This is a genomic window from Prevotella sp. C561 (assembly GCF_000224595.1).
Classification (GTDB): domain Bacteria; phylum Bacteroidota; class Bacteroidia; order Bacteroidales; family Bacteroidaceae; genus Prevotella; species Prevotella jejuni.
Map to the genome: position 1 here is coordinate 1 of NZ_JH114158.1, position 19,757 is coordinate 19,757.

General features: G+C 43.9%; 13 protein-coding genes. 11 read left to right on the forward strand and 2 right to left on the reverse strand.

All coding sequences use genetic code 11. The features are described 5' to 3' along the window. Nucleotides 1-839: 839 nt before the first annotated feature. The 8 genes from HMPREF0666_RS14540 (at nucleotide 840) to HMPREF0666_RS14575 (ending at nucleotide 11,766) form a co-directional block, all read left to right on the forward strand. Nucleotides 840-1,271, forward strand: coding sequence for a Fur family transcriptional regulator (locus HMPREF0666_RS14540; RefSeq protein ID WP_009013134.1), 432 nt, complete (start codon nucleotides 840-842; stop codon nucleotides 1,269-1,271). Between the two features lie 1,084 nt (nucleotides 1,272-2,355). Next, entirely contained in the window at nucleotides 2,356-6,021 is a 3,666-nt protein-coding gene (gene ileS, locus HMPREF0666_RS14545) for an isoleucine--tRNA ligase (RefSeq protein WP_009013135.1), read from the forward strand. Nucleotides 6,022-6,161: 140 nt separating this feature from the next. Then, on the forward strand, nucleotides 6,162-6,545 hold the full coding sequence (locus HMPREF0666_RS14550) for a molecular chaperone DnaK (protein ID WP_009013136.1): 384 nt from the start codon (nucleotides 6,162-6,164) through the stop codon (nucleotides 6,543-6,545). Next, a complete protein-coding gene (locus tag HMPREF0666_RS14555; protein WP_009013137.1) occupies nucleotides 6,545-7,225 on the forward strand; it encodes a lipoprotein signal peptidase in 681 nt (226 codons plus the stop codon). The genes HMPREF0666_RS14550 and HMPREF0666_RS14555 overlap by 1 nt, the downstream gene beginning before the upstream one ends. 7 nt (nucleotides 7,226-7,232) lie before the next feature. After that, nucleotides 7,233-8,186 carry a DUF4296 domain-containing protein gene (locus HMPREF0666_RS14560; RefSeq protein ID WP_009013138.1) on the forward strand — a complete coding sequence of 318 codons (954 nt, stop codon included), beginning with the start codon at nucleotides 7,233-7,235 and terminating at the stop codon, nucleotides 8,184-8,186. Next, on the forward strand, nucleotides 8,183-8,410 hold the full coding sequence (locus tag HMPREF0666_RS14565; protein WP_009013139.1) for a hypothetical protein: 228 nt from the start codon (nucleotides 8,183-8,185) through the stop codon (nucleotides 8,408-8,410). The genes HMPREF0666_RS14560 and HMPREF0666_RS14565 overlap by 4 nt, the downstream gene beginning before the upstream one ends. Nucleotides 8,411-8,473: 63 nt before the next feature. After that, nucleotides 8,474-10,111, forward strand: coding sequence for a M23 family metallopeptidase (locus tag HMPREF0666_RS14570; protein WP_009013140.1), 1,638 nt, complete (start codon nucleotides 8,474-8,476; stop codon nucleotides 10,109-10,111). A gap of 17 nt (nucleotides 10,112-10,128) precedes the next feature. Then, nucleotides 10,129-11,766 (forward strand): dipeptidase, encoded by a 1,638-nt coding sequence (locus HMPREF0666_RS14575; protein WP_009013141.1) that lies wholly within the window; start codon nucleotides 10,129-10,131, stop codon nucleotides 11,764-11,766. A gap of 1,041 nt (nucleotides 11,767-12,807) precedes the next feature. On the opposite strand, the gene HMPREF0666_RS14580 is transcribed toward HMPREF0666_RS14575, so the two are convergent. Continuing rightward, a complete protein-coding gene (locus HMPREF0666_RS14580; protein WP_009013142.1) occupies nucleotides 12,808-14,970 on the reverse strand; it encodes a translation factor GTPase family protein in 2,163 nt (720 codons plus the stop codon). Nucleotides 14,971-15,175: 205 nt separating this feature from the next. Here HMPREF0666_RS14580 and hemW point away from each other — a divergent pair, with 205 nt between their 5' ends. Together hemW and HMPREF0666_RS14590 are read left to right on the forward strand one after the other, a co-directional pair. Then, nucleotides 15,176-16,402 carry a radical SAM family heme chaperone HemW gene (gene hemW / locus HMPREF0666_RS14585; RefSeq protein ID WP_009013143.1) on the forward strand — a complete coding sequence of 409 codons (1,227 nt, stop codon included), beginning with the start codon at nucleotides 15,176-15,178 and terminating at the stop codon, nucleotides 16,400-16,402. Nucleotides 16,403-16,462: 60 nt separating this feature from the next. After that, the gene (locus tag HMPREF0666_RS14590; RefSeq protein ID WP_009013144.1) at nucleotides 16,463-16,789 is read left to right on the forward strand and encodes a hypothetical protein; all 327 of its coding nucleotides are present in this window, start codon (nucleotides 16,463-16,465) and stop codon (nucleotides 16,787-16,789) included. A gap of 98 nt (nucleotides 16,790-16,887) precedes the next feature. Here HMPREF0666_RS14590 and HMPREF0666_RS14595 read toward each other — a convergent pair whose 3' ends face one another. Next, the gene (locus tag HMPREF0666_RS14595; protein ID WP_009013145.1) at nucleotides 16,888-18,108 is read right to left on the reverse strand and encodes a uracil-xanthine permease family protein; all 1,221 of its coding nucleotides are present in this window, start codon (nucleotides 18,106-18,108) and stop codon (nucleotides 16,888-16,890) included. 196 nt (nucleotides 18,109-18,304) lie between these two features. Here HMPREF0666_RS14595 and HMPREF0666_RS14600 point away from each other — a divergent pair, with 196 nt between their 5' ends. Next, complete coding sequence (locus tag HMPREF0666_RS14600) at nucleotides 18,305-19,612, forward strand: serpin family protein (protein WP_009013147.1); 1,308 nt, start codon at nucleotides 18,305-18,307, stop codon at nucleotides 19,610-19,612. Nucleotides 19,613-19,757: the final 145 nt, after the last annotated feature.

Here is a 19,757-nt window from a genome sequence, read left to right on the forward strand (position 1 = left end):
GAGAGAACTGGCTGCTTATCGAGAAGACAGGGTAACAAAGGAACATTTTTATAGTAACGAGTAGACGAGAGCACTGACTGCTTATCGAGAAGACAGGGTAACAAAGGAACATTTTTATAGTAACAAATCGACAAGTCGATAAACTAATAGCTTTGTTACTGGTCTCATTCCGTTCCTATGTTACTATGTCTTTCATGCAAGTTGACAAGTTTACAAGTCACAAGTTGACAAGTTAACACGTTACAAGTAAACGAGTTAATTGTTCTGTTACCAGCCCCCTTCCGTTCCTATGTTACTATGTCTTTCATGTAAGTTGACAAGTTAACAAGTCGCAAGTTGACAAGTTAACACGTTACAAGTAAACGAGTTAATTGTTCTGTTACTGGCCCCCTTCCGTTCTCATGTTACTATGTCTTTCCTGCAAGCAGCCTGTTCACACGTCTTTTCGTTACTATAAAAACGTTCCTCTGTTACTATGTCTTTCTTACAAGCAGCCTGTTCACACGTCTTTTCGTTACTATAAAAACGTTCCTTTGTTACTATGTCTCTCTTACAAGCAGCTCGTTAACTCGTCTACTCGTCCACCTTGTCTACTTACTCTGTTACCCTGTCTTTCTTACAAGCAGCCTGTTCCCTTGTCCCGCATCGGCAGGTTAACCAGTCTACTCAACCCACTTATCCACATCAACTTCTGTAGTTTTTCCAACATAATATTTGTCAGTTTATTGCAAAATGTGTACCTTTGCAATCACACTAAAGTGGTCACCCATATAAAATCGGGTGATTTGTTATGAAAAGAGAGTAGAGATTTAAGTATAAATAGATAAAAGATAGACACAGTGGATTCAGTTTATAACAAATTAATAGAGTTAGGTATTCGTCCGTCTGTTCAGCGTGTAGCAATCATGAACTATCTTGCTACACATCATACTCACCCTACTGTTGAGGAAGTATTCCTTGCTTTAAAGAAGAAACTCCCTACTGTCAGCCGTACAACAGTATATAACACGCTACGTATGTTGTCTGAACATGGAGCGGCATCAATGATTACTATTGACGATCATCGTGTCTGCTACGATGGCGTAACAGAGCCACATGCACACTTCTTCTGCAAGCGCTGCGAGAAAGTATTCGACTTTGAGGCAATGGAAATGCCACGTTATACTGGCGAAATCGGCAAGGGATTCAGAATTGACGATACACAGCTTTATTATAAAGGTATCTGTCCTGACTGCCTTAAAGCAATGAGCGAGGAGGAAGGACTTAACTAAGTCGCTCCCTCGATATGTGTTACATACACCTATCTAACGCTCTGCACAGAACCAGAATAGGCGACTGACGACAGCTCTCTAATGTATTGAGAAGAGCGTCACACCCATTTATAATACAAAAACAGACAAGGAGACTTTATCTCAAAAGTTTTTTCAACACTGCTTTCTGCTATGTTCTCAAAGGAACATTGCCCATAGTGTGATGCCTTTCAATAGGACTATCGCACAAGTAAAATAAGCATACAACTAACGAAATTACGACCGTGACCGACACAGTCGGCACATCCGTCAACCCCTACGGACGCACATTCAGTGCGTCCGTTATTTGTTTCTTACTCTCAAACCAAGCTACATCAGCCATTTAGAAATTATCTTACAAAAAACCTCACCCACGTACCCCTCCCAACTCAAAACGGCTCTCTCAAACTATCCTCATAACCATCAAGAAATCAAACTATTACAAACTGTACCGAAGAAGACGCCTATTAAGGTTCAAGAAGGGCCTTAGTAACACTCAAGAAGGGCGTCTTCTCCATGCAAGAAAGGCATCTTCTACAACCTTATTAGGCCTCTTCAAAAACGGAGCTGTGATTTTTCTTTACAAAACACGACCATAATCTCTACCCAAACAAGACAATCCAACGAACAGAACCCAACGACTGCCACAAGTAACAAGCCTTCCTTTCATTACCTTCATCGAACACAGTCACCTAACTTATTAGCTACCAGCTATGTCACACAAGACACGGAACATGACAGCAAAACAATTCAAACCACAACTTATAATAAGATGTGACAAATCCTTTCTTACATCTAAAGGCCATTACGACCCTTATCTTCTGAAAGTATAAAGGCCGTACATAATAATATCGCACCATTGCAATATGATTACACAATACACCCCAAAACGACAAAACACACCTTGTATAGCAATAGACACATTAGGACACAAGAAATGTAATTCAAGCTAATACTTTGCATGAAAGAGGATGGATAGTCTTTCATATAATAAAAAGTTTGGTAGTTTCAGTTGTTATTTGTATCTTTGCATGTATTTAGAAAATAAGCAAAACAATTATATAGTATGGCAAAGAAATTCGCCGAGCACAAGGGACTTGACCTTGTTAGCACAAATCAGGAAGTATTGAAAGAGTGGGAGAAGAAAGATATCTTCCACAAGAGTATTGATGAACGTGAGGGCGAACCACAGTTCATCTTCTTTGAGGGACCACCATCTGCGAATGGTCATCCCGGTATTCACCACGTGTTGGCACGCTCAATTAAGGATACTTTCAACCGTTATAAGACCATGCAGGGTTTCCAAGTACACCGCAAGGCGGGCTGGGATACTCATGGATTGCCTGTAGAGTTGGGTGTAGAAAAAGAGTTGGGTATCACAAAGAAAGATATCGACAACCATGCATCTGACAAGTATATTTCAACAGAGGAATATAATCATAAGTGTCGTGAGAATGTAATGAAGTTCACTGCTGAATGGCAGCAGTTGACTGAACAGATGGGCTATTTCGTTGATATGGAACACCCATATATTACATACGACAACAAGTATATTGAGACCCTATGGTGGCTCCTTAAGCAACTCTATAACAAGGGGTTATTGTATAAGGGTTATACTATTCAACCTTACTCACCGAGTGCAGGTACTGGTCTGTCAAGCCATGAGTTAAATCAGCCTGGCTGCTATCGTGACGTAAAGGATACTACCGTTACGGCACAGTTTACTATCCCAGCAGAAGATTGGAAAGCATTGGCTGACAAGGCAAACTTGCCAAAGGAGACATGGGGCAAGCCATGCTTCGTAGCATGGACAACAACACCATGGACATTGCCATCAAACGTTGCGCTCTGTGTTGGTCCAAAGATTGAATACGTCATTGTCGAGACTTATAATCCATACGACGCAGAGAAACTGACGCTCATCATGGCTGCCAGTCGTGTAGCAGCGTATCTGAAATCAGAAGGAGAGATAACTGATGGTGGCGAACTACCTGCATACGAGCGTGGTGACAAGTACGTTCCTTATCGTATCGTAGGCCGCATGATGGGTACAGAACTTGAGGGTCTGCACTATCAACAGCTCATGCCATGGGTGAAGCCGGTTGAACAGACGGGCGATTATGCACCTAAGTTTGTAAACGATTACGCTACTGCTCACCCAGAGAAGGTGTTTGCAAGCGAAGATGGTCGTGACAAGTTTGTGGAGATGGAGAGCGAGGCTTTCCGTATCATCCTTGGCGATTATGTCACAACAGAAGATGGTACAGGTATCGTACACATTGCTCCTACCTTCGGTGCTGACGATGCTAAGGTGGCAAAGGATGCGAACATCCCTGCCCTCTACTTGATTTCTAAGAAAGGTCAGACACGCCCAATGGTCGACCTCCAAGGTAAATACTATACCGTTGACGAGTTAGACCAGAACTTCGTAAAAGCCTGTGTCAACGTAGAAGCATACGGTCATCATGCAGGCGACTATGTGAAGAACTCATACGAACCACGCTTCAATCCTGATGGTGTATGGGACAAGAAAGCCTCAGAGAAAGCCGAGGACTTGAACATTGTCCTTTGTATGGAGATGAAGCAGGATGGTACTGCCTTCAATATCCAAAAGCATGTACACAACTATCCTCATTGCTGGCGTACGGATAAGCCAATCCTCTACTATCCTCTTGATAGCTGGTTTATCAAGGACACAGCAAGGAAGGAACGCATGGTAGAGTTGAACAAGACAATCCATTGGCAGCCTGAATCAACTGGTACTGGTCGCTTCGGAAACTGGCTCGAGAACCTGAATGACTGGAACCTCAGCCGTTCACGCTTCTGGGGAACACCACTGCCAATATGGCGTGATGAGAACCGTGGCGAGAAGTGCATAGGCTCTGTTGAGGAACTATATAACGAGATTGAGAAGGCTGTCGCAGCTGGTATCATGGCGAAAAACCCATTGAAAGAGGCTGGCTTCGTGGTAGGTGACTTCAGTCAAGAGAACTATGATAAGATTGATCTACACCGTCCTTACGTTGACGACATTGTCCTCGTAAATGATGAAGGTAAACCAATGCACCGTGAATCAGACCTTATTGATGTATGGTTTGACAGCGGCTCTATGCCTTACGCTCAACTTCATTATCCATTTGAAGGTGAGATTAATGCAGAAGGATTGAAGGCTACGGGTAAGACAGAGGCTGAATATCGCGACCAATTAGTACACTCATGCTATGAGGGCGTGGCTGTTCCACCAGCATTCTTCCCTGCTGACTTCATTAATGAGGGTGTTGACCAAACTCGTGGTTGGTTCTTTACACTCCACGCGATTGCTACTATGGTGTTTGACTCAGTTGCTTTCAAGAACGTTATATCAACGGGTCTTGTGCTTGATGCCAAGGGTAACAAGATGAGTAAGCATGTGGGTAATGTGACAAACCCATTCGAAATGATGGACAAGTACGGTGCCGACCCTGTACGCTTCTATATGATGACTAACAGCGAACCATGGGATAACTTGAAGTTCGACCCAGAAGGTGTTGATGAGTGTCGTCGTAAGTTCTTCGGTACCTTATATAATACGTATAGCTTCTTTGCTCTCTATGCAAATGTTGACGGCTATGATGCTACAACATGCGAGTCTGTAAAGGCCGAGGCACCCGAGATTGACCGTTGGATTATCTCTAAGCTTAACTCCCTCATAAAGGGTGTTACAACAGAGTTAGAGAACTTTGACCCAACACGTGCAGGTCGTCTTATCGACTCATTCGTGAACAATGACCTCAGTAACTGGTATGTTCGTCTGAACCGTAAACGCTTCTGGGGCAAGGAGATGAGTGCTGACAAGAAGAGTGCATACGACACATTATACACTTGTCTGATGACTGTTGCACGTCTGTTGGCGCCTTTCGCTCCATTCTATGCCGACCAGCTCTACTCTGACTTGGGTGGTAAACTGGAGAGCATACACCTGGATCGCTGGCCAGTAGCCAACGAGTCTGTTATTGATGCTGACCTTGAAGCACGTATGGACATGGCACAACGCATTACATCAATGGTTCTCGCGCTGCGTCGTAAGGTTAACATCAAAGTACGTCAGCCGTTGGCACAGATCATGGTCCCTGCTATCGATGCAACACAAAAGAAGCACATCGAGGCTGTAGCAGACCTTATTAAGCACGAGGTGAACGTTAAAGACCTCACATTCGTTGAGGGTCAGGGCATCCTTGTCAAAAAGGTTAAGTGCAACTTCCGTGTTATGGGCAAGAAGTTCGGCAAGTTGATGAAGCAAGTAGCAGCCCGCATGGATGCGCTCTCACAGGACGAGATTGCTGCATTGGAGGCTACTGGCGAGTTCAATTTCGACTTAGAAGGACAGCCAATCAAGGTTGAGGCAGCAGATGTAGAAATCATCTCAGAGGACATCCCAGGCTGGCTGGTAAGCAACGAGGGTAACTTGACTGTTGCGCTGGAGGTTGAACTGACAGAAGACCTACGTCGTGAAGGAATGGCACGTGAGCTGATCAATCGCATACAGAACCTCCGTAAGGAGACTGGTCTTGAGATTACTGACCGCATCTCTGTTGTTATCGAGCCAAATAAAGAGGCTGAGGCAGCAGTATCATCATTCGGTGAACTCATTAAGACACAGGTTCTTGCCAACGATATCACACTCGCAGAGAACAATGGAACAGATGTTGAATTTGACGAATTCAGCCTCCATATAGAAATAAGAAAAGACTAATAAGAATACTGGGGTGTGTAAGCCACTCACCTATAAGCCCAAGACAATAGCGGACGTGTTGCGTGCACGTCCCTATTATCAGGCTTTCAACAGTTCCTATATATCATAATTACTTTCATAACCTAATTCAATTTTATCTTATGGAAACCAAGAAGCGTTATTCCGATGAGGAACTCGAGGAGTTCCGAACGATAGTAAATGACAAGTTAGCGATTGCAAAGTCTGACTACGACGAGACGATGAAGATTCTGATGAATAAGAATACTAACGATGTTAATGATACGTCACCTACGTACAAGGCATTGGAGGAAGGTAGTTCTAATCAGACCAAAGAAGAGTTGGTTCAGATGGCGCAACGTCAGCAAAAGTTTATCCAAGCGCTCCAAGCAGCACTTGTAAGAATCAACAATAAGACATACGGCATCGACCGTATCACAGGAGAGCTTATCCCTAAAGAACGCTTACGTATCGTGCCACATGCGACACTAAGCGTAGCTTCTAAGATGGCAAATAAAAATCACTAATGAGTAGTAAACAGAAAAAACAAAGCTTGATAGCGACCTTACTGATAATTCTATTAATATTAATAGACCAGATTATTAAGGTCGTTGTCAAGCTTAATATGAATTTAGGTGACTCTATCCATATCTTCGATTGGTTTCAGATACAATTCATCGAGAATAATGGTATGGCATGGGGAATGGAGTTAGGAAGCAAGCTCTTCCTAAGTGTCTTCCGTATTGTAGCGATAGGTTTTCTTATCTGGTATATATCGAATCGTATCAAACGAGGGGCAAGAATGGGCTATATCATTGTGTTATCAATGATTACAGCAGGTGCTGCAGGCAATATCTTTGACTCTCTTTTCTATGGACAGATATTCACCGCTTCTACCCCATACTACGTAGAAGGGGCTACACCAGCCACACTTGTCTCATGGGGACAGGGCTATGCTCCAGTGTTAATGGGCAAGGTAGTTGATATGTTCTATTTCCCTCTTTTCCACGGAACATTCCCAGATTGGTTCCCAGTATGGGGTGGAGAGTCATTCACCTTCTTCTCTCCTATATTCAACTTTGCAGACTCTTGCATCTCCGTAGGCGTCTTCATCATCATTCTTGCATTCCGAAAGGATTTCAACGGATGGGTGCCAGCAACAGAGAAGAAGGTTACTGACAAAGAAAACATTGCTGATAATCAGTAGAAAGACAATGAGAAGTAAATATTTGGTCCGTCCTTTCGTCACGCTCTGTGTAGTATTACTTGCACTCCTCGTCGTAAGTTGTAAGCCAACTATCCCTTCAGAGTATATCCAACCATCGGAGATGGAGGATATGCTTTACGATTATCATATATCCATGGCAATGGTTAATCGTGAAGGTTATACGGATGTCAAGCAGAAAGCATATAAGTTAGCAGTAATGAAGAAATATGGTGTATCGGAAGAGAAGTTCGATAGGTCACTTCAATACTATATGCGACATACAGAGAAACTACACGATATCTATGTCGACCTAACAAAGCGATTGGAGAATGAAGCACGTAGCCAAGGTGCTTCAGAGGGCGAGTTGGCTCAATACGGCAATATTACTTCTAAGGGAGACACCACTGACATCTGGCGTGGAAAACGCTCATTGGTACTTTCTCCGTATGCTCCTGTCGACCGTGAGACCTTTGAAATCAAGGCAGACACGGCCTTTCATAAGGGCGATCGACTACTCATGAGTTTCGACTCACAGTTTATTATACAAGACGGGATGCGTGATGCAATCATCATGATGGTAGTTACTTACACAAATGACAGTATCATCACACAATACCAACACATCACTTCTGATTCTCGCAACACTCTGACAATCGACACAAGCGACTCTTTACGGATAAAGAACATACGTGGCTATTTCCTAATGTTAAAGGGACAACAGCCATCAAGTACGTTCAAGATGCTTATAATCAATAACATCCAACTCGTTCGTATGCATCTTCAACAACAGGAGTCGGCTCAGCCAAAGGATTCCTTACAACAGTCTGACCCTATCAGAACCATCGGTGGCGAACCTGTCAGCCCTGAGGAAGCCTCCAGCAATCCCCCTGCTCCACCAACAAGGACACCTGAAGACGCAAGGAGAGAACGAGGGATACCAGACAGGCCAGACAAGTTATGACAGACTCCCCAAAGTCCTTAAGACGGATCGCAGCTAACGTCATTCAGACAACCACAGGTACTATCGAACAAGGAATAGTGGTTATTGAAGACGGAATAGTCGTCCAGACCTATCCTTTCTCCGAGGAAGAAGCTATGACAGAATGGATAACTGGGACGATAATCCTACGCCTTGATAATGAAGGAAAGTACAGGGCCTACAAAGGTGACCAATTACTGAAATGATTCTATCCGTTGTTTCGAAGCAAACAACAGATACATACATAAAAAGAAAGGATCTGATAGCCTATGAATCTGTTATTGAATATTTTATTATCCATACTCCCCTTCGGTTCACCAGTTCATGTCCCAGTGCAACTGGCGGGCAACTTTGGGGAGCCACGACCCAATCATTTCCACGGAGGAATTGATATTAAGACCGAGAGAGAGGTAAATCTGGGCGTCTATGCCATTGCCGATGGCTATATCTCTGGTGCTGTTGTCGAGAAACACGGATATGGGCGAGCTATCTTAGTCACCCACCCTAATGGATATACCAGTTGTTATGTCCATCTCAACCGCTTTGCCCCTCAGATTGAGGCGGCCGTACGCAAATGGCAATACCAGCACCAGCAATTTGCCTGCGACGTGAAGTTCCGACCGGGAGAGTTCCCTGTCAAGAAGGGACAGTTCATCGCTCTTAGCGGTAATACAGGCTCTTCACAAGGTCCACACATCCATTTAGAGATGCACAAGACCGCCAATGGCAACCTTTACGACCCACTCACTTTCTTAAAGAGCATCGTTAAAGACAAGACAGCCCCAGCCGTTTATTCATTCAAAACCTATCCTCAACCAGGACAAGGTGTCTTCCAACACTCACCAGACTCACGTATCTTCACCTTTGACAAAGGACATTTCCAAGCATGGGGAAAGGTGGGCTTTGGTGTAAGAGCAAGTGATCACATGGATTCGGTATATAACAACTATGGCGTTAGATACACTCAGCTGTATTGTGATGGTAGACTGGTTTTCTCTTCAGATGTGAACAACATCCCTACAAACTGCCACAGAATGGTTAATTCGTGGGGTGATTACGACCATTTCCTGTCGACGAAGATTTGGTTTATGAAGTCTTATATCGAACCTGGTAATACGCTCCCTATCCTACGAGCTGACGCTAACAAGGGTATTATCAACTTCAACCAGCAACGCGACTACCACCTTCGTTATGTCTTAAAGGATGTCTTTGGCAACCAAACCGTCAAGGAATTCACTGTAAGGGGTGAACCTGAAGCTATCCCAGTAGCCTATCATCCAGAGGGTGCAACTCCACTCTATTATGCTAAAGACAATCACTTCAACGCAGACGGCGTACGACTGAATATACAGAAAGGCCTTCTTGCAAAGAATGGATGGCTACAACTACTGCATGGGCGAACATACAATGCACATTCCGAGGCTTATAGTTTCGCTAAAGCGGCATATCCTCTTTTCAACTATGCACAGATAAGTTTGAAACCAAGCGGTGCGGTACATAATCCGGAGAAACTCTATGTTGCGATGCGTAACAGCTTGAACGCTGATGCACCAGCATCCTTCTGCGGTGGGAAATACGCAAAGGGCTGGGTTACAGGACGGATGCGTGAGTTAGGATGTGCCTACTTCCTTGCCTACGACGACACGCCACCAACGATTACACAGCAGAGTCTGAACCCACGCCATCTATCCTTTAAGGTGACCGACACGGGCAGCGGTCTACAGGGTTATAAGGCTTATCTCGATGGACAGTTCATCCTACTTCAGTTTGGAAAGAACAAAGAGATACTCTTCTGTGATCTCGCTGACACCCCTGTACGTCCTACTGGGAAAGAACGCTCATTGCGCCTTATTGCAACAGACAACCGTAACAATAAGAACGAATATCTGACTAAAATAAAGTATTAACAATTAAATTGTAGAGTATGAAGAAATCATTTGCAACACTATTCTTCCTTACAATGATTACGTATGCTAACGCCTGTACAAACCTCATTGCTACTAAGGGAGCAACGACAGATGGCTCTGTCTTTGTCACTTACACCGCTGATGATTACGGCATGTTTACTAACCTTTGTCATTATCCTGCTGGCACTCATGCCAAGGGAGACCGTCGCGAGATTATTGACTACGACACACATGAGCGTCACGGGTCTATTCCAGAGGCGCCAGTGACCTACAATGTGATTGGTAACATCAATGAGTACCAAGTAAGCATTGGCGAGACAACCTACGGCGGACGCGAAGATATGGTCGATAAGGATGGTATTATCGATTATGGCTCATTGATGTATCTTGGCTTACAACGTAGTAAGACTGCTCGAGAAGCTATTAAGGTGATGACATCACTCGCAGAGACTTACGGTTATAACTCTGGTGGTGAGACCTTTACCATAGCCGACCCTAACGAGGTATGGCTCCTTGAGATGCAGGGTTGTGGAGGTGAAAAGGAACAACGGGTGGTATGGGTTGCTGTTCGCATCCCTGACGGTATGATTTCTGCTCATGCTAATCAAAGCCGCATCGGACAGTTCTCTACTTACAACACAGAGGTTATCAAGTCTAAGAACTGTATCAGCTTCGCTCGTTCTAAGGGCTGGTTCAAAGGTAAAGACAAGGACTTCAACTGGAAGATGACCTACGCAGCACCAGACTTCGGAGGCCGTCGCTGGTGTGATGCACGTGTTTGGAGCTACTTCAATCACTTTAAGGATATGTCTCATTGGTTGCCTTGGGCCTTGGGTAAAGACCCTAACGCAGAGGACATGCCACTTTGGATTGCACCTGACAAGAAGGTAGACTTACCTAAGATGGAGGCTTGTATGCGCGACCATTATGAGGGTACTCCATTGTCACTCGATAAGGATATAGCACAGGGAATTTGGGAGTCTCCTTACCGTCCTACTCCGTTGAAATACGTAGTTGATGGCAAGCAATACTTCAACGAACGTCCTATCTCAACCCAGCAGACTGGTTTCTCTTACATCGCACAGCTCCGCTCATGGCTGCCACGTGAGATTGGTGGTATCTTGTGGTTCGGTAATGATGATGGTAATATGGTTGCTTACGTACCTATCTATTGTAGCAATACAGAGCGTGCAGAGTGTTTTAACACCCCTGGAGCAGACGCTGTAACATTCTCTGATAAGAATGCTTTCTGGGTGTGCAACTGGGTCAGCAACATGGTTTACCCTCGTTACTCTCAGCTTTTCCCTGCTTTGAAGGAGGTGCGCGACTCACTTGACAATGCTTTCCTCGCTGCTCAAAAAGGCGTGGAGGCTAAGGCTGAATCACTCTATGCTACCGACAAGGCTGCTGCTGTGAAGTATCTCAATGACTATTCTATTCAGAAGAGCAACGAGATGATTGCACGTTGGCGTCAATTAGCTATCCATCTGATTGTGAAATTCAATGATATGGCAGTCAAGCCAGAGAAGGATGGTAAGTTCCTTCGTACCTCTACAGGACTTGGCGAACACGTAAAACGTCCAGGCTACAGCGACTACTTTAAGCGTGAACTGGTTAAACAGACTGGTGATAAGTTTGCTGTTCCTAATAAGTAAACAGCTGAAGACAGTCGATTTTACTGGTCGATAAAGTTTATTAGCTGAACTTTCTGTACCTTACGAAGGTGGCCTCAGCCCTTTCCCCTTACCGTTTAGAGAGGAGAGAAGAAGATGAGGCTACCCTTAGGAGGCTGCGGACAAAAGAAGAAAGGACGGTAAACTTGTAGACAGAAATTGTGCGGATTTTTCGGTAATCACTCCCCTCTCTGTTTGTAGAGAGGCCGAGGATGAGACAAGAAGAGGCCCTTCTACGTTCGAGAACATGCCCTTCTTGCTGGCAGAAGACGCTCTTCTTGACGCAAGAAGGGCGTCTTCTTCTATTCAGTCTGTAACACTCTGATTTCTTGTAGGTTATAAACCAAGTTTTAGAAGACGCTACACCCTTCTTTTGAGGAGGTTTAGTACGATAGCATGTAAAATCTTTTTCACAATACAACTAATACCTTCAGAGCGCAATATTATGGCTGAAAGCTCGCATGTGAAATAGTGATAAGCTGAGATAAACTTTTTTTCTTATAGAGAGGACAACACATTCTCTCACGGAGAAGCACAAATTTTTGAATATAGATTGGGCCCACATATACAGTTAGTCCTTCCCCTTTCTCCTCCCTACGAGGGAGAAGAAGGAGGAGAGGCTAACTATTCATGCGTTTGGAAACACTTTTGGAGACAATAAAAAATGACTAAAACTATCATAATAAAATCGGTTGAACCATACAATTTATGGTTAAGTAAAAGCGAGAGAATTTATGAGAAAATAATTTTCCTGTCACTCCTGTCACCCAATCCGACCACCTAACTCATTAATTCACAGTATGGTTACGGCAAATGTTAAATGTGACAGCAAACTAAAATAAAACTTTTCTTGTAATAAGCTGTATTATTTCCATTATTTTCAGTGGCCTTTTTCACGTGGTTATTCAGAGATATCTTAAAAAAACAACTACGTAAAAAAAAGAAAAGAGGTTGAATTCGATACCACATCACGTAGCCATCGAATCAACCTCTTCACTTATATTAATCTAAAAAATGGTATGTTTATTCCTCTTCTTCCTTCACTTCAGCTTCATGTTCAGCTATCAACTTCTGCTGAATGTCGTTAGGAACAAGCTCATAGCTTGCGAACTTGGTTGTGAAACTTGCACGACCACCAGTGAGAGAACTCAGTGAAATACTATAGTTAGCAAGTTCCTTCAAAGGAATCTTAGCCTGCAGCTTCTGGTAACCAGCCTCAGAGTCCATACCCATAATCATCGCACGGCGTCCCTGTAAGTCACTCATCACATCGCCCATATAGTCACCTGGCACAAAGACCTCTAAGTCATAGATAGGTTCAAGTATCTTTGGACCAGCCGCCTTAAAGGCATCTGAGAAAGCATGACGAGCTGCCAAGGTGAATGAAAGTTCGTTAGAGTCAACTGGGTGCATCTTACCATCGTAGACAATCACACGTACATCACGTGCATAACTACCTGTAAGAGGACCACGCTCCATGCAATCCATCACTCCTTTCAGGATTGCTGGCATAAAACGACCATCAATAGCTCCACCGACAACAGAGTTGATGAACACAAGTTTACCGCCCCATGGGAGGTCGCGTTCTTCACGTCCTTTGATATTCATCTTGAACTCCTGCCCATTAAACTTATAAGTTGTTGGGTCAGGCATACCCTCTGCGTATGGCTCAACAATCAAGTGCACCTCACCAAACTGACCTGCTCCACCACTCTGTTTCTTGTGGCGATACTCAGCCTTAGCCTGCTTAGTAATCGTTTCACGATATGGTATCTTTGGTTCTTTGAACACTACTTGTAGCTTCTCATTATTCTCTAAACGCCACTTAAGCGTACGGAGATGGAACTCACCCTGCCCATGAACAATCGTCTGCTTCAACTCCTTGCTCTGCTCTACAACCCATGTCGGGTCTTCTTGACGCATCTTTAATAAAGCCGCCATGAGCTTCTCAGTCTCCTGTGAGCTCTTAGCCTCAACGGCACGAGAGTACTTAGAGTTAGGGTATTTGATGAAATCGAAACGTTGGTCGGTACCCTTACCATTCAAGGTGTTACCAGTCTTCACGTCTTTCAACTTAACCGTACAACCTAAATCACCCGCATTAAGCTGGTCGACAGCAATACGGTTAGCACCAGCACAAGCGTAAAGCTGTCCCATACGTTCCTTAGAACCACGGTCAGAGTTGGTCAGGTCGTCACCAGACTTTACACAACCACTCATCACCTTAAAGTAACTTACCTCGCCAATATGCGGTTCCATACCCGTCTTAAAGAAGTAGAGTGACTCCGGACCCTTGCTGTCTGGCGTTACTTCCTCACCACGTGTATTATGAATCTTAGGCATCTCATCAACGAAAGGAACGACATTTCCTAAGAACTCCATCAGACGACGAACACCCATACTCTTACCTGCACAAACACAGAAAACAGGGAAGATAGAACGTGTTACGAGGCCCTTACGGATACCAGTACGCAACTCATCTTCTGTCAGAGTCTCCTCTTCAAAGAACTTCTCCATCAATCCTTCGTCATTCTCTGCAGCAGCTTCAACGAGCGCTTTATGTAGTTCCATCGCCTTTGGTAACTGGTCGGCAGGGATGTCTTCAACAATCGGCTCGCCTCCTTCAGGCTTCCAACTGTACTTCTTCATCAGTAGAACGTCTATCAAACTATTAAAGCCTGGACCCGTCTCGATAGGATACTGCACTGGAACACACTTAGAACCATAAATCTCTCGCATGCTTGAGATGAGGTTATCAAAGTCGCACTTGTCAGAATCCAACTGATTAATAAGGAAGATAACAGGCTTCTTCAGCTTCTCAGTATAGCGGAAGATGTTCTGCGTTCCAACCTCTGGTCCATACTGTCCATTAATAAGGATAACAGCCTCATCAGTAACGTTAAGCGCAGTAATAGCGCCTCCAACGAAGTCATCACTACCCGGACAATCAATGATGTTAAGCTTCTTATTGTTCCATTCAACATGGAACACCGTTGGAAATACAGAATATCCATACTCCTGTTCGACAGGGAAGTAATCGCTAACTGTATTCTTAGCTTCAACTGAACCACGGCGTTTAATGACACCAGCTTCGAACAACATACTTTCGGCAAGGGTCGTCTTGCCGCTACCCGCACTACCAACTAAGGCAATGTTCTTAATCTCGTTTGTCTGATATACTCTCATATCTGATAGATTTAAGCTGTTAGTAATAATTTATTCGATTATAGGGGATAAGTCTTAACTCATCCATTCAGCGGTCTAAGTTAGGCATTTTCAATGAAAGCACCAAAGTTTCTTACGAAAAAAACAAGTTCTTTTAAAACTTATTAGTACATTTGCATTGTTTCTTGTAAGGCATACATTAATATATACACATACACGCTCTATCATGTTAGGATTATACATTCACATACCTTTCTGTGCCAGTCGTTGCATTTACTGTGGGTTCTATTCCACCGTACCAGCAAAGAAGAAGGATGAAAGACGTTCTGTTGAAGAACAGTATGTGGACGCTATCTGCCATGAGATGGAGCTGCGTGCGGAGAAAGACAATACGATGTCTGGTGGGATAACGACAGCTTTGACAAGTATCTACTTAGGTGGTGGTACTCCTTCACAGCTCTCTTTTAAGAGCCTACAGAAGATATTCCAAACAATAGATAAGGTATATCACATTGGTTTAGAATGGGAAACAGAGAGCAACAGGTGCACCACTACCGCAGCTATCGAAGTCACTATGGAGTGCAACCCAGATGATGTAACGGAAGAGTTTGCGCTGAGCTTGCGTTCACTACCTATCAATCGTATCTCAATGGGAGCACAGACCTTCTCCGATGAACGGCTACGCTTCCTACATCGTAGACATACAGCTGACGAGGTGGAGACAGCTGTCAAGCGTCTACGAGGCGTCAAGATCAAGAACATATCAGTCGACCTTATGTTCGGGTTCCCCAATGAGACGCTTGAAGAATGGGAGGAAGATATAGAGCGACTACTTGCTTTAGATGTCGAGCATATCTCTGCGTACAGTCTTATGTATGAGGAAGGGACTCCCCTCTACCGCCTCCTTCAAGCGGGAAAGGTAAAGGACATGGACGATGAACTTTATCGTCAGATGTACGATAGACTCATCGACCGCTTATCCGAAGCCGGTTATGAGCAATACGAGATTAGTAATTTTGCCAAGCTCAACAACCATCATTCGATACATAAAGTTAAGAGTCTTTATCGTTCCCAACACAATAGTTCTTACTGGCACAACGTTCCTTACATAGGTATCGGTGCTGCCGCCCATTCTTACAGCAATGGTAAAAGAAGTTGGAACATAGCAGACACCAAGGCATATATCGCTGCTCTACAAGAGAACAGACGTCCTTGTGAGGAAGAAGAGATTGATGCTGACACTCATTATAACGATATGATAATGACAGCCCTACGCACTTGTGAAGGAATAAACCTATCGTCGCTCTCTGCAGAATACCGCACCTACCTCATGCGTCTTGCAACCCCTTTACTACAGCAAGGTCTATTGAAGGAAGATAACGGCCATCTCCACCTCACCCGCAACGGCATCTATGTCAGCGACTCCATAATGAGCGATTTAATGAAAGTATAAGTATAACATCACTACTCATCATCACCCAACATTCAACACCCATCACCCAACACTCAACCCATGACCAACGAAGAATTTGAAAAGAACTGGGCAGAGCACCGCAAAGAGGTTCTTGCCAACAACGAAGAGTATCAACACATTGCCCAAAGCTATAAAGGTTCAGGCTGGATAGACTATGTCATCTTCATTGCAGGCTTTGTTATCTGCGAGAACTACACAAAGACTATCGTAAACAGTATCGTACTTCAATATCTCCTTGCACTTGTAGGAATGATCTTGATATGGTTGGGCTATCGCCTTATCAAGAGTTTATTCAATAGCAAACAGACGTTAGAGGAACTCGAAGAAAAGATTAAACAGCAGTATAGAGACTCGCTCTCCAACTGATAAAAAACAATCAACCTCCGACCTTACAGTGACTGAAAAGCACTCTAAAGGTCGGAGGTTTCGTATATTCAGCTTATCTGATAAATGTACTGATAAGCTTATTCTTTCTTTGCAGGCTTCTTCTCCTTTGCAGGTGGCAAGAGTAGATTTAAGATGACACCGACAACTGCTGAAAGTCCGATACCGCTGATTGAGAAACTCTTATAGTTCAGTACAGCCCCACCAATACCCATTGTCAGGGTGATAGATATGATGATAATGTTACGTGTACGGTTGAAGTCTACCTTATGTTGGATAAGGTTTTGAATACCAACTGACGCTATCGTACCAAATAACAACAACATGATACCTCCTAAGACAGCTGGGGGAATACTCCGCAAGAGGGCACTCAGCTTACCGATGATCGAGAAGATGATGGCTGTAGCGGCTGCTATACGAATCACCTGAGGGCTGGTCACCTTCGTAATACTCATTGCTCCTGTCACCTCACTATAGGTTGTCACCGGTGGACCACCAAGGAAACAAGCTGCTAAACAAGCCAAACCATCACCCAACATCGTACGATGTAAGCCCGGAGACTCTGTGAAGTCTTTATCTGCAACAGCACTCACCACATAAACATCTCCCACGTGCTCTATCACTGGAGCTATCGCCACAGGTATCATATAGAGGAAGGCTTCCCAAGAGAACTGCGGCAAATGGAAATGAGCTAACGCTGGAGGTAATGCTAACCAAGGGGCAGCTTTAACGTTAGTAAAGTCTACCACACCCATATACATAGCCACTAAATAACCTACAACGATACCACTAATTACTGGAACAAGCTTCATCAAGCCCCGTCCCATGGACAGAACGAAGACGGCAACACCTAAGGAGATAAAGGCAAGTATCCAATTTGTCTTTGCCATATCAACCGCTGACTTAGATAAAGAAAGGCCTATCAGAATAATCACAGGACCTATCACGACCGGAGGGAACAGCTTGTCTAATAGTTTCTTGCCCTGCCATTTAATCAAAGCAGACATCACAAAGTAGACAAGGGCCACACCAGCGATTCCTGCCAAGGTCCCTGACATACCCCAACGACCTGAGGCATAGACAATAGGGGCGATGAAAGCGAAGGAAGAACCTAAAAAAATAGGAACCTTACCTTTCGTTACAAAATGAAAGATAAACGTTCCTAAACCTGCTGTGAATAACGCTGTCGCTGGGTCAAGTCCCACAAGTAGAGGGACGAGGACCGTTGCGCCGAAAGCAACAAAGAGGAATTGAACTCCCACAATGGTCTTTCTTATTGGCGATAGTTGTAAATTACTCATGTAAAGAATGATTTTTATTAGGATAAGATGTATTGTCTTCTATTCGGTTTGCAAAAGTATAAAAAATGTGTGTCAATGTGGTTGAAAAAACTAAAAAAAGACTTTTTGATAGAAAAAGTATGTCTTTATAGATGTTTACCCAATTCTTTTTGTATCTTTGATGTCGTCTTTTCTAAATCTAAACATACGCAACGCTATGGCCAAAAAGCTTCTATTCCTACCCATCCTACTCTTATTAGTTTGTTGTACTCAATCTAAGAAGGCTTTACAGAAACTTGAACAAACTGCCAAGGAGGCTACAACAAGTTTGCAGCCTACCCTTGAGGACGCTGCAAAGAAGGCCGATCCCGACTATCAACTGTCTAAGGAAGAGGAGAGGTTGGTGTCTTCTTCTAATGCGTTCAGCCTTAAGTTGTTCCAACTACTTGCTAATAAAAAGGGAAAGGAGAGTGTGGCTCTCTCACCAATGGCCGTCATCTATTCGCTGAATATGCTCAACAATGGGGCGAATGGGAAGACACAAGCGGTTATCTCAAAGGCTCTCGGCTATACTGCTGACGACCTTGATGACATCAACTCACTAAGTAGAACGATGCTGATCGGTCAGAGAAAGGGAGGAATTGACGAACAGAACGATTCGTCAGGATACATGATTACGGCCAACTTCCTGATACTGAATGGGCAAACAAAGCTTTTACCCGATTTTCAAGAGGTGTTAGAACATGATTATTTCACCAATGTTATCGACAATGCCAACACTCCGAAGGGAAAAGAAAGAGCAAACAAACTCTGTAAGACGATAACCAAAGGAGACATTACGAAGCTGCCCATCAACCTCACAGGACCACGTGCTGCACAGCTTTTCAATGCTGTTACGCTCAAAACGGCTTGGTCTTTACCGTTCTATAAGGAGCTTACTAAGTCCATGCCATTCCATTGTGAAGATGGGAGAACACGCCAGGTTCGGATGATGATGAACGATGATACGATGCAAATGTACCAAGGCTATAACGCAAAGGACTATCAGGTGCTGCTAATGCCTCTACAGAACGGTTTTAGACTATATGCTATCCTACCGCAAAAGAAGGTTAACTTGCAGGATGTCATCCGTAAGTTAACCGTCAAAGAACTACGAAAAATAGCGCAAAGCACCAAGACATACGACAATGTAAACATACTGTTTCCTTGCTTTTCTACATCTTCGAATATCCCGTTGAAGCAGTTGTATGGTGACATGGGACTGGCGAATCTCTTCTCTCATGAAGCCGATTTCAGTAGGATGAGTGCGCAACCTCTTGCTGTCGATGATGTCTTCCAACAGATAAACCTGAATGTTAATGAAGACGGAGTCAGTGCAAAAGCCATTCAAGTAACCCACATTGCTTATCTCTCCGCAAATGATAACACGTCTTCCTTTAGCTTCAAAGCTGACCACCCCTTCCTTTATTACGTCCTTGACCGGTATAATAACCTCTGTTTTATGGGGACGTATATGGGCGACTGAGGCTGACTGTAGGGGTATAGAAAGTAACAAATCTTCTACTACCCCACCTTCTGAATGTGGTACCAAACAGTCTTTATCATATCAGAGCACTCATCCCAAAATGCTTCGACAGGCCTTACCTCCTATTCATTTCTGAATGAAATAG

Bases quoted from the DNA above. Each gene is read 5' to 3' on its own strand.
- HMPREF0666_RS14560 (WP_009013138.1), top strand. From the start codon at position 7,233: ATGAGAAGTAAATATTTGGTCCGTCCTTTCGTCACGCTCTGTGTAGTA.
- HMPREF0666_RS14580 (WP_009013142.1), bottom strand. From the start codon at position 14,970: ATGAGAGTATATCAGACAAACGAGATTAAGAACATTGCCTTAGTTGGT.
- HMPREF0666_RS14550 (WP_009013136.1), top strand. From the start codon at position 6,162: ATGGAAACCAAGAAGCGTTATTCCGATGAGGAACTCGAGGAGTTCCGA.
- HMPREF0666_RS14555 (WP_009013137.1), top strand. From the start codon at position 6,545: ATGAGTAGTAAACAGAAAAAACAAAGCTTGATAGCGACCTTACTGATA.
- ileS (WP_009013135.1), top strand. From the start codon at position 2,356: ATGGCAAAGAAATTCGCCGAGCACAAGGGACTTGACCTTGTTAGCACA.
- HMPREF0666_RS14565 (WP_009013139.1), top strand. From the start codon at position 8,183: ATGACAGACTCCCCAAAGTCCTTAAGACGGATCGCAGCTAACGTCATT.
- HMPREF0666_RS14570 (WP_009013140.1), top strand. From the start codon at position 8,474: ATGAATCTGTTATTGAATATTTTATTATCCATACTCCCCTTCGGTTCA.
- hemW (WP_009013143.1), top strand. From the start codon at position 15,176: ATGTTAGGATTATACATTCACATACCTTTCTGTGCCAGTCGTTGCATT.
- HMPREF0666_RS14595 (WP_009013145.1), bottom strand. From the start codon at position 18,108: ATGAGTAATTTACAACTATCGCCAATAAGAAAGACCATTGTGGGAGTT.
- HMPREF0666_RS14590 (WP_009013144.1), top strand. From the start codon at position 16,463: ATGACCAACGAAGAATTTGAAAAGAACTGGGCAGAGCACCGCAAAGAG.
- HMPREF0666_RS14575 (WP_009013141.1), top strand. From the start codon at position 10,129: ATGAAGAAATCATTTGCAACACTATTCTTCCTTACAATGATTACGTAT.
- HMPREF0666_RS14600 (WP_009013147.1), top strand. From the start codon at position 18,305: ATGGCCAAAAAGCTTCTATTCCTACCCATCCTACTCTTATTAGTTTGT.